At 65.4% G+C, this 13,714-nt stretch carries 11 protein-coding genes; all 11 read right to left on the bottom strand.

Going from position 1 to position 13,714, the window contains the following annotated elements:
• Window positions 1-60: 60 nt before the first annotated feature.
• The 11 genes from ACVMB0_RS27870 to nuoF all read right to left on the bottom strand — a co-directional run bounded on the left by ACVMB0_RS27870 (window position 61) and on the right by nuoF (window position 13,714).
• Window positions 61-1,731, bottom strand: a complete 1,671-nt coding sequence (locus ACVMB0_RS27870; protein WP_461348302.1) for a ribonuclease J — start codon at window positions 1,729-1,731, stop codon at window positions 61-63.
• Entirely contained in the window at window positions 1,731-2,537 is an 807-nt protein-coding gene (locus ACVMB0_RS27875) for a biotin--[acetyl-CoA-carboxylase] ligase (RefSeq protein WP_461349719.1), read from the bottom strand. Before ACVMB0_RS27875 ends, ACVMB0_RS27870 begins: the two co-directional genes overlap by 1 nt.
• A gap of 60 nt (window positions 2,538-2,597) precedes the next feature.
• Complete coding sequence (nuoN, locus tag ACVMB0_RS27880) at window positions 2,598-4,034, bottom strand: NADH-quinone oxidoreductase subunit NuoN (RefSeq protein ID WP_461348303.1); 1,437 nt, start codon at window positions 4,032-4,034, stop codon at window positions 2,598-2,600.
• Window positions 4,035-4,045: 11 nt separating this feature from the next.
• Window positions 4,046-5,560 (bottom strand): NADH-quinone oxidoreductase subunit M, encoded by a 1,515-nt coding sequence (locus ACVMB0_RS27885; RefSeq protein WP_456754537.1) that lies wholly within the window; start codon window positions 5,558-5,560, stop codon window positions 4,046-4,048.
• The gene (nuoL, locus tag ACVMB0_RS27890; RefSeq protein ID WP_461348304.1) at window positions 5,561-7,681 is read right to left on the bottom strand and encodes an NADH-quinone oxidoreductase subunit L; all 2,121 of its coding nucleotides are present in this window, start codon (window positions 7,679-7,681) and stop codon (window positions 5,561-5,563) included.
• An 86-nt stretch (window positions 7,682-7,767) separates the two neighbouring features.
• A complete protein-coding gene (gene nuoK, locus ACVMB0_RS27895) occupies window positions 7,768-8,076 on the bottom strand; it encodes an NADH-quinone oxidoreductase subunit NuoK (RefSeq protein ID WP_016841823.1) in 309 nt (102 codons plus the stop codon).
• Window positions 8,073-8,711, bottom strand: a complete 639-nt coding sequence (locus tag ACVMB0_RS27900) for an NADH-quinone oxidoreductase subunit J (protein ID WP_456754535.1) — start codon at window positions 8,709-8,711, stop codon at window positions 8,073-8,075. The genes nuoK and ACVMB0_RS27900 overlap by 4 nt, the downstream gene beginning before the upstream one ends.
• A 9-nt stretch (window positions 8,712-8,720) precedes the next feature.
• On the bottom strand, window positions 8,721-9,215 hold the full coding sequence (gene nuoI / locus ACVMB0_RS27905; RefSeq protein WP_018271854.1) for an NADH-quinone oxidoreductase subunit NuoI: 495 nt from the start codon (window positions 9,213-9,215) through the stop codon (window positions 8,721-8,723).
• A 7-nt stretch (window positions 9,216-9,222) separates the two neighbouring features.
• Window positions 9,223-10,293 carry an NADH-quinone oxidoreductase subunit NuoH gene (gene nuoH / locus ACVMB0_RS27910; protein ID WP_212013545.1) on the bottom strand — a complete coding sequence of 357 codons (1,071 nt, stop codon included), beginning with the start codon at window positions 10,291-10,293 and terminating at the stop codon, window positions 9,223-9,225.
• 10 nt (window positions 10,294-10,303) lie between these two features.
• A complete protein-coding gene (nuoG, locus tag ACVMB0_RS27915) occupies window positions 10,304-12,379 on the bottom strand; it encodes an NADH-quinone oxidoreductase subunit NuoG (RefSeq protein WP_461348305.1) in 2,076 nt (691 codons plus the stop codon).
• 9 nt (window positions 12,380-12,388) lie between these two features.
• Window positions 12,389-13,714, bottom strand: a complete 1,326-nt coding sequence (nuoF, locus tag ACVMB0_RS27920; RefSeq protein ID WP_194454135.1) for an NADH-quinone oxidoreductase subunit NuoF — start codon at window positions 13,712-13,714, stop codon at window positions 12,389-12,391.

Consider the following 13,714-nt stretch of genomic DNA (forward strand, 5'->3'; position numbering starts at 1 on the left):
TACTTGTCTTTCCATGATCTTTCGGAAATCGCTGCACGCTTTCCGGATCATGCTTCAGGCTCAGACCGTCAGAACGTGCACGACGCAGATCGGCTTCTTGCCCCATTGCTCGTTCAGCGCGGCCCGCACCGCCCGTCGCACCGATTCGCCCAGCGCATCCGGATCGCGCCGCCGCGGCTTCGGCAGGCCCTCGATCGTCGATACCACCACATCGAACACGATGTCGTCGAGCAGTTCGCCCGCCGCATTGTTCTCCGGCATGCCGACCAGATCAACCTCGGGATCGTCGACCAGCTCGCCCTGTGCGGTCATGGCGATGGCGACGAAGGCGCAGCCGGCAAAGCCCATCCGGCGCCGCTCGACCACGGCGCGCGACTTGGAATCCTCCAGGATGGTTCCGTCCTTGTAGAGCCGGCCCGCCGGCACTTCGCCGACGATGCCGGGCTCGCCGGGCCCGAGCTTGACCAGGTCGCCGTTGCGGCAGGTCAAGACCTTCGGCACGCCGGCGGCGCGCGCCAGCTTGGCGTGCTCGGACAGATGCAGCGCCTCGCCATGGACCGGGATCAGGAGCTGCGGCCGCACCCAGGAGATCATGTCGCGCAGCTCGTCGCGGCGCGGGTGGCCGGAGACGTGCACCAGGTGCTCGCGGTCGGTGATGATCTCGACGCCCTGCATGACCAGGTTGTTGATGATGGAGCCGACCGCCTTCTCGTTGCCGGGAATGGTGCGGGAGGAGAAGATCACAGTGTCGCCCTTGTTCAGGGTGACCTGCGGATGGTCGTCATTGGCGATCCGGGCCAGCGCGGCGCGGGGTTCGCCCTGGCTGCCGGTGCACAGCGCCAGCACCTTGTCGGCCGGGAAATGGCCGTAATAGTCGGCGCTGCGGAACTTGTGCGAGGCGTCGAGATAGCCGCATTCGCGGGCGACCTGGACCACGCGCTCCATGGCGCGGCCGACCACCACGACCTCGCGATCGGCCGCGTTGGCGGCATCCGCCACCGCCCGCACGCGGGCGACGTTGGAGGCGAAGGTCGTGACCGCGACCCGGCCCTTGGCCGCCTTGACCAGCTTCTTGATCGTGGCCGCAACCTCGGTCTCCGAGGGCGACCGGCCGTCACGCACCGCGTTGGTGGAATCGCCGACCAGCGCCAGCACGCCCTCGTCGCCGAGTTCGCGCAGACGCCGCTCGTCGGTCGGCTGGCCGATGATCGGGGTCGGATCGATCTTCCAGTCGCCGGTGTGCAGCACGGTGCCGACCTCGGTCTTGATCGCCAGCGCGTGCGACTCGGGAATCGAATGCGCGACCGGGATGAACTCGACATTGAACGGGCCGATATCGACCCGTCCGCCCGATGGGATCACGGTGACCGGAATTTTCGGCGGGTTGCGCTCGGCGGCGCATTTGGCCTCGAACAGCGCCGCGGAGAACTGCGTCGCGTAGATCTTGCAGCCGAGCTTCGGCCAGAGATCGATGATGGCGCCGAAATGGTCCTCATGGGCGTGCGTCAGCACGAGGCCCATCAGGTTGTTGCGTTCCTTCTCGAGGAAGCGGACGTCCGGCATGATCAAATCGATGCCCGGCAGATGCTCCTCGTCACCGAAGGAGACGCCGAGATCGACCGCCAGGAACGAACGCTGGTGGCGGTTGCCAAGGCCATAGATCGACAGGTTCATGCCGATCTCGCCGACGCCGCCGAGCGGTGCAAAGGTGAGCTCGTCGGGTCGCGCCATCAGTTCGCCCTCACCGAGGCTGCGTTGCCGAAATAGACCTCGCCGGCCGTCACGGGCATGCGCTGTCCGTCAGCGGAACGAACGATCAGGCAGCCGGTCTCATCGATCGTATCGAAGGTGCCTTCAAGGGTCGCGCTGCCGGTCTGGACCGCGACCTTCTCGCCGAGCCCGGCGGCACGCTCCAGCCACAGCCTGCGGATCTCGGGGAAGCCGCGGCCATCGTCCCAGATACCGCGAAACTCGACCCAGGCGTCCGACAGTGCGGCGAACAGCTCCTCGGCACCGATCTCGACGCCGAGCGCGACCAGCGACACCGCCGGCGTCGGCGTTCCCTCGGGTGCGGCGACGACATTGGTGCCGATGCCGACCACGACCGCAAGCCGACTGCCGATCGCTTCGGCCTCCAGCAGGATGCCTGACAGCTTCCTGCCGTTGGCCAAGACGTCGTTCGGCCATTTGAGGGTGAATTTCGGGGTGCCCGGCCCGAGCCGCAGCGCGGCCTCGATGCTGACTTTCCGGAGTGCTGCTTCGAGCGACAGCCCGGCGGCGAAACCGAGCGTGGCGGCGACCGCCGGCTGGACGTCCGTGACCTCGAGGATGCTGCTGGCGAGGTTGCCGCGCGGCGCGACCCAGGCCCGCTGGCGGCGGCCGCGGCCGGCGGTCTGCTCCGGCGTCACGAACCACATCGGCCCCTGCTGGCCGTCGCGGGCGCGCAGCATCGCCTCGGCATTGGTCGAGCCGATCTGATCGAAGGCGGCGAGCCGATAGCCCGCCGCAATGGCCCGGGGTCCGAGCGTGAAGGTCATGTCGGAGTTATGCGCATGATCCGTTCCGAAAGCCAGCATCCCGTTTCGGAACCGTCCGCGTCAGAATAGCGACTTCGCGGCCGCCGTGGCCACGCTCACCAGCGGGCCCGGATAGGCGAAGAAGAAGATGTTGAAGATGCCGGCGACCGCAAGCACGGTGCGCAGCTCGACGCGGACCGGATCGAGCTTGCCGAGCGGCTGGTCGAAATACATCACCTTGACGATCGACAGATAGTAGAACGCGCCCACCACGCTGGTCAGCACGCCGATCACCGCGAGCGAGAACAGATTGGCCTTGATCGCGGCGACGAACACGTACCACTTGCCGAAAAAGCCCGCGAGCGGCGGCACGCCGGCCAGCGAGAACAGCAGCATCGCGAAGACGAAGGCGATCAGCGGGTTGGTGCGGGACAGGCCGGCAAAATCGCTGATCTGCTCCAGCGCCACGCCGTTGCGCTTCATGGCCAGGATGATCGAGAACGAGCCGAGCGTCATCGCGACATAGATCGCGATGTAGACCAGCACGCCCTGCGCGCCCTCGACGGTGCCGGCAGCCAGGCCGACCAGCGCGAAGCCCATATGGCCGATCGAGGAATAGGCCATCAGGCGCTTGATGTTGCTCTGGCCGATCGCGGCAAACGAGCCCAGCGCCATCGAGGCGATCGCCACGAACACCAGGATCTGCTGCCACTGGGTGACGATGCCGGGGAACGCGGTCAGCGTCGCACGGGTGAACACCGCGAGCGCCGCGACCTTCGGGGCGGAGGCGAAGAACGCGGTCACCGGGGTCGGCGCGCCCTCATAGACGTCGGGCGTCCACATGTGGAACGGCACCGCCGAGACCTTGAAGCACAGGCCGGCGAGCAGGAACACCAGGCCGAACACGATGCCGATGCTCCCCGTGGTCGCGGCCGCCGCGATGCCGGCGAAGCTGACCGTGCCGGTGAAGCCGTAGATCAGCGAGGCGCCGTAAAGCAGCATGCCCGACGACAGCGCGCCGAGCACGAAGTACTTGAGACCGGCCTCGCTCGACTTGGCATTGTCGCGCGCGCTGGCGGCGACGACGTAGAGCGCGAGACTCATCAGCTCGAGGCCGAGATAGAGCGAGATCAGATCGCCGGCCGAGATCAGCACCATCATGCCGAGCGTCGACAGCAGCACCAGGATCGCGAACTCGAAATTGCGGGTCGACGGCTGCGACAGGTATTCGGTCGACAGGATCAGCGTCGCCGCCGAAGCGATCAGCGCCAGCACCTTCAGGAAGCGGGCGAAATCGTCGACGATGAAGCTGCCGCCGAAGGTGACGAGCTTGCCGGCCGGCAGCCAGAGCTCGAGCACGCCGGTCAGGATCAGCAGACACACCGCGAGCGCGGTGACGAGGCGCGTGGTGCCCTGCCCGCGATAGGCCCCGATCATCAACAGCACCATGGCGCCGACCGCGAGCACCAGCTCCGGCAGCACCGGCTGCAACTGATAACCTGCACTGGAAAAGCTCATGGGCGGAGGCCTTACTGGACGGTCAGCGCGGCTGCCTTCACGGCAGTCACGGCGGTTTGGTAATTGTTGACGAGTTGCTGCACCGAGGCCGCCGACATGTCGAGCACCGGCTTCGGATAGACGCCGAACAGGATGGTCAGCGCGATCAGCGGGAACAGCGTCACGCATTCGCGGAAGGTGAGATCCTTGATCGACATCAGCGACGGCTTGACCAGCGCGCCGAACACCACCTTGCGGTAGAGCCAGAGCGCGTAGCAGGCCGACAGGATCACGCCCGTGGTGGCGAAGAACGCGGTCGGCAGCGAGATCTTGAAGGTGCCGAGCAGCGTCATGAACTCGCCGACGAAGCCGGAGGTGCCGGGCAGACCGACATTGGCCATGGTGAAGACCATGAAGGTCAGCGCGTAGAGCGGCATGCGGTTGACGAGGCCGCCATAGGCCGCGATCTCGCGGGTGTGCATGCGGTCGTAGACCACGCCGACGCAGAGAAACAGCGCGCCGGAGACGATGCCGTGCGAGACCATCTGGAACATGCCGCCGGCGACGCCCTGCGTCGTCACCGCGAAGATGCCCATGGTGACGAAGCCCATATGCGCGACCGAGGAGTACGCGATCAGCTTCTTCATGTCCTCCTGCATCATCGCCACCAGCGAGGTGTAGATGATGGCGATGACCGACAGCGTGAACACGAACGGCGCGAAGTCGTGGCTGGCCAGCGGGAACATCGGCAACGAGAAGCGCAGGAAGCCGTAGCCGCCCATCTTCAGGAGGATCGCGGCCAGGATCACCGAGCCCGCCGTCGGCGCCTCGACGTGCGCATCAGGCAGCCAGGTGTGCACCGGCCACATCGGCATCTTCACCGCGAACGAGGCGAAGAACGCCAGCCACGCCCAGGTCTGCATCGAGCGCGGCACCGCGGTGTGCATCAGGGTCGGGATGTCAGTGGTGCCGGCGTTCCAGTACAGCGCCATGATGGCGAGCAGCATCAAGACCGAGCCGAGGAAGGTGTAGAGGAAGAACTTGAACGACGCATAGACCCGGCGCGGACCGCCCCAGACGCCGATGATCAGGAACATCGGGATCAGGCCGCCCTCGAAGAACAAATAGAACAGCACGAGGTCGAGCGCCGAGAAGGTGCCGACCATCAGCGTCTCCAGAATCAGGAACGCCATCATGTATTCGCCGACGCGGCTCGTCACCGACTTCCAGCTCGCGATGATGCAGAGCGGCATGATCGCGGTGGTCAGGATCACGAGCGGCAGCGAGATGCCGTCGACACCCATGTGATAGGTGATGCCGGTGGCGAGCCAGGACGCCTTCTCGACGAACTGGAAGTCGGTGTTCGCGGCATCGAAGCGCGCGACCAGGATCAGCGACACCGCGAAGGTGATCAGCGTGGTCCACAGCGCGATCCAGCGCGCCGTGCGGTTGGCGCTCTCGTCGCCGCCCCGCGCCAGCAGATAGACCAGGATCGCGCCGACCGCCGGCAGGAAGGTCGTGACCGAAAGGATGGGCCAGGTTGTCATTTACTGGCCTCCCAAGCCGAACATGAACCAGGTGATCAATCCGGCAGCTCCGATCAGCATCGCGAAAGCGTAGTGATAGAGGTAGCCGGTCTGCAATTTCACGACGTTGCGGGTGACGTCGAGCACGCGGGCCGAAACGCCGTCGGGACCGAATCCGTCGATGATGAAGCCGTCGCCCTTCTTCCAGAGCGTATAGCCGAGCCACTTGGCCGGACGGACGAATATCCAGTCGTACAGCTCGTCGAAATACCATTTGTTGAGCAGGAACTGGTACAGCATCGGCTGCTGGTTCGCGAGCTCGACCGGCAGATACGGCCTGCGGATGTAGAACAGGTACGAGACGAACAGGCCGAGCGCCATCATCACGGTAGGCAGCGGCGCGAGCCAGCTCGGCATGTGCTCCATGTCCTCGAGGATGTGCGGGTTCATCTTGATGGACTCGCGGAAGAACTCCTCGACGCCGTGCGGGCTGGCGAACACTTCCTTGAACGGCAGGCCGGCCAGGATCGAGCCGGCGGCGAGCACGCCGATCGGCACCAGCATCCAGACCGGGCTCTCATGCGCAGCCTCATAGTGCTTCTGGTCGTGCGGCTCGCCGAAGAACGTCTTGAAGATCAGACGCCAGGAGTAGAACGAGGTCAGGCCGGCGGCCGCGATCGTCAGGAGATAGGCGTAGGTCGCGAACGGATTGTGCGCCGCATAGGCAGATTCGATGATCGCGTCCTTGGAGAAGTAGCCGGCGAACAGCGGGAAGCCGGTCAGCGCCAGGGTGCCGATGCACATCACCGCGAAGGTGTACGGGATCTTGCGCCACAGGCCGCCCATGTTGCGGATGTCCTGCTCGTGATGCATCGCGTAGATCACCGAGCCGGAGCCCAAGAACAGCAGCGCCTTGAAGAAGGCGTGCGTGAACAAATGGAACATGCCGACCGAATAGGCCCCTGCTCCCATCGCCACGAACATGTAGCCGAGCTGCGAACAGGTCGAGTACGCGACGATGCGCTTGATGTCGTTCTGCACCAGGCCGATCGTGGCGGCGAAGAACGCCGTGGTCGCGCCGAAGAACATCACCACCGCCTGCGCGGTCGGCGACAGCTCGAACAACGGCGACAGCCGCGCCACCATGAAGACGCCGGCGGTGACCATGGTCGCGGCGTGGATCAGCGCCGACACCGGGGTCGGGCCCTCCATCGCGTCCGGCAGCCAGGTGTGCAGCAGGAACTGGGCCGACTTGCCCATCGCGCCCATGAACAGGAACAGGCAGGTCAGGGTCAGCGCGTCGACCTGATGGCCGAAGAAGTCGACGGTCTTGCCGGTCAGCCCGGGCGCGGCGTGGAAGATGGTCTCGAAATCGGTCGAGCCGATCAGCGCGAAGATCGCGAAGATGCCGAGCGCGAAGCCGAAGTCGCCGACGCGGTTGACCACGAAGGCCTTGATCGCAGCCGCGTTCGCCGACGGCTTCTGGTACCAGAACCCGATCAGCAAATAGCTCGCGAGACCCACGCCCTCCCAGCCGAAGAACAGCTGCACGAGGTTGTCCGAGGTCACCAGCATCAGCATCGCGAAGGTGAACAGCGAGAGGTAGCCGAAGAAGCGCGGCCGGTTCGGATCCTCGTCCATGTAGCCGATGGAATAGAGGTGGACGAGCGCAGAGACGGTGTTGACCACGACCAGCATCACCGCGGTCAGGGTGTCGACCCGCAGCGTCCAGGCCACCTGCAGGTCGCCCGACGTGATCCAGGGCAGCAGCACGACGCGGGCGTCATGGTGCATGAAGCCGACATCGACCAGGGTGAACCAGGACAGCGCCGCCGAGACGAACAGCAGGCCCGTCGTGATCAGCTCGGCCAGCCGCGATCCCGCCGCCGGCGGCTCGGAGACGTGGTGGTCGTCATGGCCGCCATGCTCCATCGGCTCGTCGTGCGAGGCGTGAACCTTGGATGCGTCCTCGCCGATCGTGTTGACGGGCTTCTCGCTGTGCGAGACGGCGGCGTGACCGTGCGCATCGTCGTGATGGTCGACGGTGTCGCCACTCGGGCAGCGCGCATGCGCGCCGGTCAGCGCGATGATGCCCGCGAGAATGGCTCCCAGCAGCGGCAGGAAGACGATTGCCTGTATCATCGGATTCTCTCACTGCGCATGATCTCCTGACAAACGAAGGCGTTTGTCGGGGAAAACCGGCATCCACTTTTCCGGATCATGCGCGCCTAGCCCTTCATCAGATTGACGTCTTCAACCGCGATCGAACCGCGGTTGCGGAAATACACCACCAGCACGGCGAGGCCGATCGCGGCCTCGGCGGCGGCCACCGTCAGCACCAGCAGTGCGAACACCTGGCCGACGATGTCGCCGAGGAAGGTCGAGAACGCCACCAGGTTGATGTTGACCGACAGCAGGATCAGCTCGATCGACATCAGGATGACGATGATGTTCTTGCGGTTGAGGAAGATGCCGAGGATCCCGAGCGTGAACAGGATCGCGGCGACCGCCAGATAGTGCCCTAGCCCGATCGTCATTTCACCCACTCCGCCGCATCGGCATCCTGCAGGCCCTGCCCCGATGCCACCTTGCGCATCGCCATCGCCATGTCCGGCGTGCGCGCGTTCTGCACGTTGATGTTCTGCCGCTTGACGTTGGCCTTGTGGCGCAGCGTCAGCACGATAGCGCCGATCATCGCGACCAGGAGCACCATGCCGGCAAGCTGGAAGTAATGGATGTACTTCGTATAGAGCACGAGGCCGAGCGCCTCGGTGTTGCTGACATTGCTCGGGATCGCAGCCGTGATCGTCTTGGTCACCTGCGGGTTGATCACCCAGGCGCCAACGACCAGCAAGAGCTCGAACATGAAGATGCCGCCGATCACGATGCCGATGGGCAGGTACTGGATGAAGCCCTCGCGCAGTTCGACGAAGTCGACGTCGAGCATCATGATGACGAACAGGAACAGCACCGCGACGGCGCCGACATAGACCACGATCAGCATCATGCCGAGGAACTCGGCGCCCATCAGGATGAACAGGCCGGAGGCGTTGACGAACGCCAGGATCAGATACAGCACGGAATGCACGGGATTGCGCGAGACAATCACCATGACCGCGCAGGCCACGCAGACCGTGGCAAACAAATAGAAGAACAGCGCCGGAAGGATCATGCCCTCACCTCACCGGTACGGCGCGTCGAGCGCGATCGACTTCGCAATCTCGCGCTCCCAGCGGTCGCCGTTGGCGAGCAGCTTGGCCTTGTCATAGTACAGTTCCTCGCGGGTCTCGGTCGCGAATTCGAAATTCGGTCCCTCGACGATGGCGTCGACCGGGCATGCTTCCTGGCACAGGCCGCAATAGATGCACTTCACCATGTCGATGTCGTAACGCACCGTGCGGCGGGTGCCGTCGTTGCGGCGCGGGCCCGCCTCGATCGTGATCGCCTGCGCCGGACAGATCGCCTCGCACAGCTTGCAGGCGATGCAGCGCTCTTCGCCGTTCGGATAGCGGCGTAGCGCGTGCTCGCCACGGAAGCGCGGCGAGATCGGGCCCTTCTCGAACGGATAGTTCAGCGTCGGCTTCGGCTGGAAGAAATAGCGCATCGCCAGGAAGAACGCCGAGACGAATTCCGAGAGCAGAAGCGAGCGGGCTGTTGCATTGACATTGACACTCATGACGGCCTCACTTCGGCGCGATGCCGGCGAACTGCAGCACACCGGCCACGATCACCACCATCGCCAGCGACAGCGGCAGGAACACCTTCCAGCCGAGCCGCATCAGTTGATCGTAGCGGTAGCGCGGCACGATCGCCTTCGCCATCGCGAACATGAAGAACATGAAGAACACCTTCAGGGCGAACCAGACGATGCCCGGAATCCAGGTGAACGGCGGCAGGTTGACCGGCGGCAGCCAGCCGCCCAGGAACAGGATCGACGCCAGCGCGCACATTGTGGTGATCGCGACATACTCGCCGAGCATGAACAGGAGATACGGGGTCGAGCCGTATTCGGTCATGAAGCCGGCGACCAGCTCGGATTCCGCTTCCACCAGATCGAACGGCGGACGGTTGGTTTCCGCCAGCGCCGAGACGTAGAACACCACGAACATCGGGAACAGCGGCCACACATACCAGTTCAGGATGGTGAGCTGCGGGAGGCCGATCAGGTGCGCGAGGCCGCGCGTGTTCTGCGCCTCGACCACCGCCGACAGGTTCAGCGAGCCGACGCAGAGCAGCACGGTGATGATGACGAAGCCGATCGAGACCTCGTAGGACACCATCTGCGCCGCCGAGCGCAGCGCGGCCAGGAACGGATACTTCGAGTTCGACGACCAGCCGGCCATGATGACGCCGTAGATCGACAGCGACGAGATCGCGAAGATGTAGAGGATGCCGACATTGATGTCGGAGATCACCCAGCCGAGGTTGAACGGGATCACGGCCCAGGCGGCCAGCGCCAGCACGCAGGAGACCAAAGGCGCCAGCAGGAACACGCCCTTGTTGGAGCTGGACGGGATCACAGGTTCCTTGAGCACGAATTTGAGCAGGTCGGCGAAGGATTGCAGCAATCCGAACGGCCCGACCACGTTGGGGCCGCGGCGGATCTGCACTGCCGCCCAGATCTTGCGGTCGGCGAGCAGGATGTAGGCGATCGCGATCAGGAGCACGACGAGCAGCAGCAGGCTCTCCGCGACCATGATGATCAGCGGCCAGAGGAAGCCGGTCCAGAACGAGCTTGCGAAGAAATCAGCCATCAGGTCACGCTCACTCCGCTGCCGTCAGCAGTTTGCCCGACGCCAGCCGCGAGCATTCCGCCATCACGGCAGAGGCCCGCGCGATCGGGTTGGTCAGATAGAAATCCTCGACGGTCGCCTTGAACGCCGCCTTGTCGACGCTGCCGCCCTTGCCGGCCAGCGCCCTGACGTCGTCAGCCTTGCCGGCCTCGATCTGGTCGAGCCGCATCAGGTGCGGATAGGTCTTGAACATGGCCTGGCGCAGCGCCTGCAACGAGTCGAACGGCAGCTTCTTGCCGAGCACGTCGGACAGCGCGCGGATGATCGCCCAGTCCTCGCGGGCTTCGCCCGGCGGGAACGCGGCGCGGTTGGCGATCTGCGCCCGGCCCTCGGTGTTGACGTAGATGCCGGACTTCTCGGTATAGGCTGCGCCCGGCAGGATGACGTCGGCGCGATGCGCGCCCTGGTCGCCATGGGTGCCGATATAGACCACGAAGGTGCCGTCCGGCGCCTTGATCTCGTCGGCGCCGAGCAGGAACAGCACGTCGAGCGTGCCGAAGGTCGTCATCTGCGCGGCGGTCAGGCCGCCGGCCGCAGGCGAGAAGCCGATATCGAGCGCACCGGCGCGCGAGGCGGTGTCATGCAGCACGGCAAAGCCGTTCCAGCCGTCCTTGACCGCGCCGACATCGACGGCGAGCTTGGCCGCCTGCGCCAGCACCGCGGCGCCGTCATGCCTGGTGTAGGCGCCGGGGCCGACCAGGGTGATCGGGTGCTGCGCGTTCTTCAGCACGTCGGCGAAGGAATGCTTGCCGGCGACGAGATCGGCCAGGGTATCGGTGCCCGCACCGAGATAGTCGATATCATAGGTGAAGTCGGCCTTGGCGCCGATCATGCCAACCTTGAGCCCGCCGGCTCGCCAGCGCTTGCGAATCCGCGCGTTCAGCACGGCCGCTTCCTTGCGCGGATGCGAGCCGATGATCAGGATCGCGTCGGCCTGCTCGATGCCGGCAATGGTCGGGTTGAAGATGTAGGAGCCGCGGCCCGCCTTGGCGTCGAAGGCGTCGCCGCCCTGCACCGCCAGATTGACCGAGCCGAACCCGGCGAGCAGCTGCTTCAGTGCATACATTTCATCGACCGCGGCGAGATCGCCGGCGATCGCGCCGATCCGCTTGCCGTCGCTGCGGCCGACCTTGGCCGCAATGGCGGCGAAGGCTTCCTGCCAGGTCGCAGGCTTGAGCTGGCCGTTCTCGCGCACATAGGGACGGTCGAGGCGCTGCGTGCGCAGGCCGTCGACGACGTGGCGGGTCTTGTCGGAGATCCACTCCTCGTTAACCGCCTCGTTGATGCGCGGCAGGATGCGCATCACCTCGCGGCCGCGGGTGTCGACGCGGATCGCGGAGCCGACGCCGTCCATGACGTCGACCGACTGCGTCTTGCCGAGCTCCCAGGGCCGCGCCGCGAACGCATAGGGCTTCGAGGTCAGCGCGCCGACCGGGCAGATGTCGACGAGATTGCCCTGCAGCTCCGAGCTCAGCGCATGCTCGAGATAGGTGGTGATCTCCATGTCCTCGCCGCGCCCGGTCGCGCCCATTTCCGGCGCGCCGCAGACTTCGGCGGAGAAGCGGACGCAGCGCGTGCACTGGATGCAGCGGTTCATCGAGGTCTTGACCAGCGCGCCGAGATACTTGTCCTCGACCGCGCGCTTGTTCTCGGCGAAACGGCTGGTGTCGACGCCGTAACCCATCGCCTGGTCCTGCAGGTCGCACTCGCCGCCCTGGTCGCAGATCGGGCAATCCAGCGGATGGTTGATCAGCAGGAACTCCATGACGCCTTCGCGCGCCTTCCTGACCATCGGCGAACGGGTCGAGATCTCCGGCGGCTCGCCCTTCGGGCCCGGACGGCAGTCGCGCACGGCCCAGGCGCAGCTCGCCACCGGCTTCGGGCCGCCCTTCACCTCGACCAGGCACATCCGGCAATTGCCGGCGATCGACAGCCGCTCGTGATAGCAGAACCGCGGAATCTCGGCGCCGGCCGCCTCGCACGCCTGCAAAAGCGTGTACTCGGCCGGCACATCGATCTCTTTGCCATCGACGATGATCTTGCTCATGTGTCTTCTCTACTCCGCCGCGACCATGTGGACGGGATCACGAACGCCCTGATCGTCGAGATCGGCCTTGTGCGAATACTGATCGATGCGCTCTTCGATCTCGTGACGGAAATGCGCAATCAATCCCTGGATCGGCCACGCCGCGGCGTCGCCGAGCGCGCAGATGGTATGGCCCTCGACCTGCTTGGTGACCTCGAGCAGCATGTCGATCTCGCGCTTGTGGGCACGGCCCTCGGCCATGCGGGTCAAGACGCGCCACATCCACCCGGTGCCCTCACGGCACGGCGTGCACTGGCCGCAGCTCTCGTGCTTGTAGAAATACGAGATGCGCGCGATCGCCCGGATCAAATCGGTCGACTTGTCCATCACGATGACCGCCGCGGTGCCGAGGCCCGAGCGCAGCTTGCTCAGCGAGTCGAAGTCCATCGGCGTGTCGATGATCTGCTCGGCCGGCACCATGCGCACCGACGAGCCGCCGGGGATCACGGCCTTCAGATTGTCCCAGCCGCCGCGGATGCCGCCGCAGTGCTTCTCGATCAGCTCGCGGAACGGAATCCCCATCGCCTCTTCGACGTTGCAGGGCCGCTCGACGTGGCCGGAGATGCAGAACAGTTTGGTGCCGACATTGTTCGGCCGGCCGATGCCGGCGAACCAGGCGGCGCCGCGGCGCAGGATATCGGGCGCGACCGCGATCGACTCGACGTTGTTGACGGTGGTCGGGCAGCCATAGAGGCCGACATTGGCCGGGAACGGCGGCTTCAGCCGCGGCTGGCCCTTCTTGCCCTCGAGGCTCTCGAGCAGCGCGGTTTCCTCGCCGCAGATATAGGCGCCGGCGCCGTGCGCGACGTAGATGTCGAACGGCCAGCCGTTGATGTTGTCCTTGCCGACGAGCTTGGCGTCATAGGCCTGGTCGATCGCGGCCTGCAGGCGCTCGCGCTCGCGGATGAACTCGCCGCGGATGTAGACGTAGCAGGCATGCGCGCCCATCGCGAAGCTCGCGAGCAGGCAGCCCTCGACCAAAAGATGCGGATCGTGCCGCATGATCTCGCGGTCCTTGCAGGTGCCGGGCTCGGACTCGTCGGCGTTGACGACGAGATAGCTCGGACGGCCGTCCTTGGATTCCTTCGGCATGAACGACCACTTCATGCCGGTCGGGAAGCCCGCGCCGCCACGGCCGCGCAGACCCGATGCCTTCATCTCGTTGATGATCCAGTCGCGGCCCTTGTCGATGATCCCCTTGGTGCCGTCCCAGGCGCCTCGGCGGCGCGCGCCCTCGAGGCCCCAATCATGCAGGCCGTAGAGGTTCTTGAAGATGCGGTCCTTGTCGTCGAGCAT

This window comes from Bradyrhizobium sp. USDA 4451, from assembly GCF_054822585.1.

Excerpts from the sequence above, each read along its gene's own strand:
- ACVMB0_RS27870 (WP_461348302.1), bottom strand. The coding sequence starts at position 1,731 with ATGGCGCGACCCGACGAGCTCACCTTTGCACCGCTCGGCGGCGTCGGC.
- ACVMB0_RS27875 (WP_461349719.1), bottom strand. The coding sequence starts at position 2,537 with ATGACCTTCACGCTCGGACCCCGGGCCATTGCGGCGGGCTATCGGCTC.
- nuoN (WP_461348303.1), bottom strand. The coding sequence starts at position 4,034 with ATGAGCTTTTCCAGTGCAGGTTATCAGTTGCAGCCGGTGCTGCCGGAG.
- ACVMB0_RS27885 (WP_456754537.1), bottom strand. The coding sequence starts at position 5,560 with ATGACAACCTGGCCCATCCTTTCGGTCACGACCTTCCTGCCGGCGGTC.
- nuoL (WP_461348304.1), bottom strand. The coding sequence starts at position 7,681 with ATGATACAGGCAATCGTCTTCCTGCCGCTGCTGGGAGCCATTCTCGCG.
- nuoK (WP_016841823.1), bottom strand. The coding sequence starts at position 8,076 with ATGACGATCGGGCTAGGGCACTATCTGGCGGTCGCCGCGATCCTGTTC.
- ACVMB0_RS27900 (WP_456754535.1), bottom strand. The coding sequence starts at position 8,711 with ATGATCCTTCCGGCGCTGTTCTTCTATTTGTTTGCCACGGTCTGCGTG.
- nuoI (WP_018271854.1), bottom strand. The coding sequence starts at position 9,215 with ATGAGTGTCAATGTCAATGCAACAGCCCGCTCGCTTCTGCTCTCGGAA.
- nuoH (WP_212013545.1), bottom strand. The coding sequence starts at position 10,293 with ATGGCTGATTTCTTCGCAAGCTCGTTCTGGACCGGCTTCCTCTGGCCG.
- nuoG (WP_461348305.1), bottom strand. The coding sequence starts at position 12,379 with ATGAGCAAGATCATCGTCGATGGCAAAGAGATCGATGTGCCGGCCGAG.
- nuoF (WP_194454135.1), bottom strand. The coding sequence starts at position 13,714 with ATGCTCGACGACAAGGACCGCATCTTCAAGAACCTCTACGGCCTGCAT.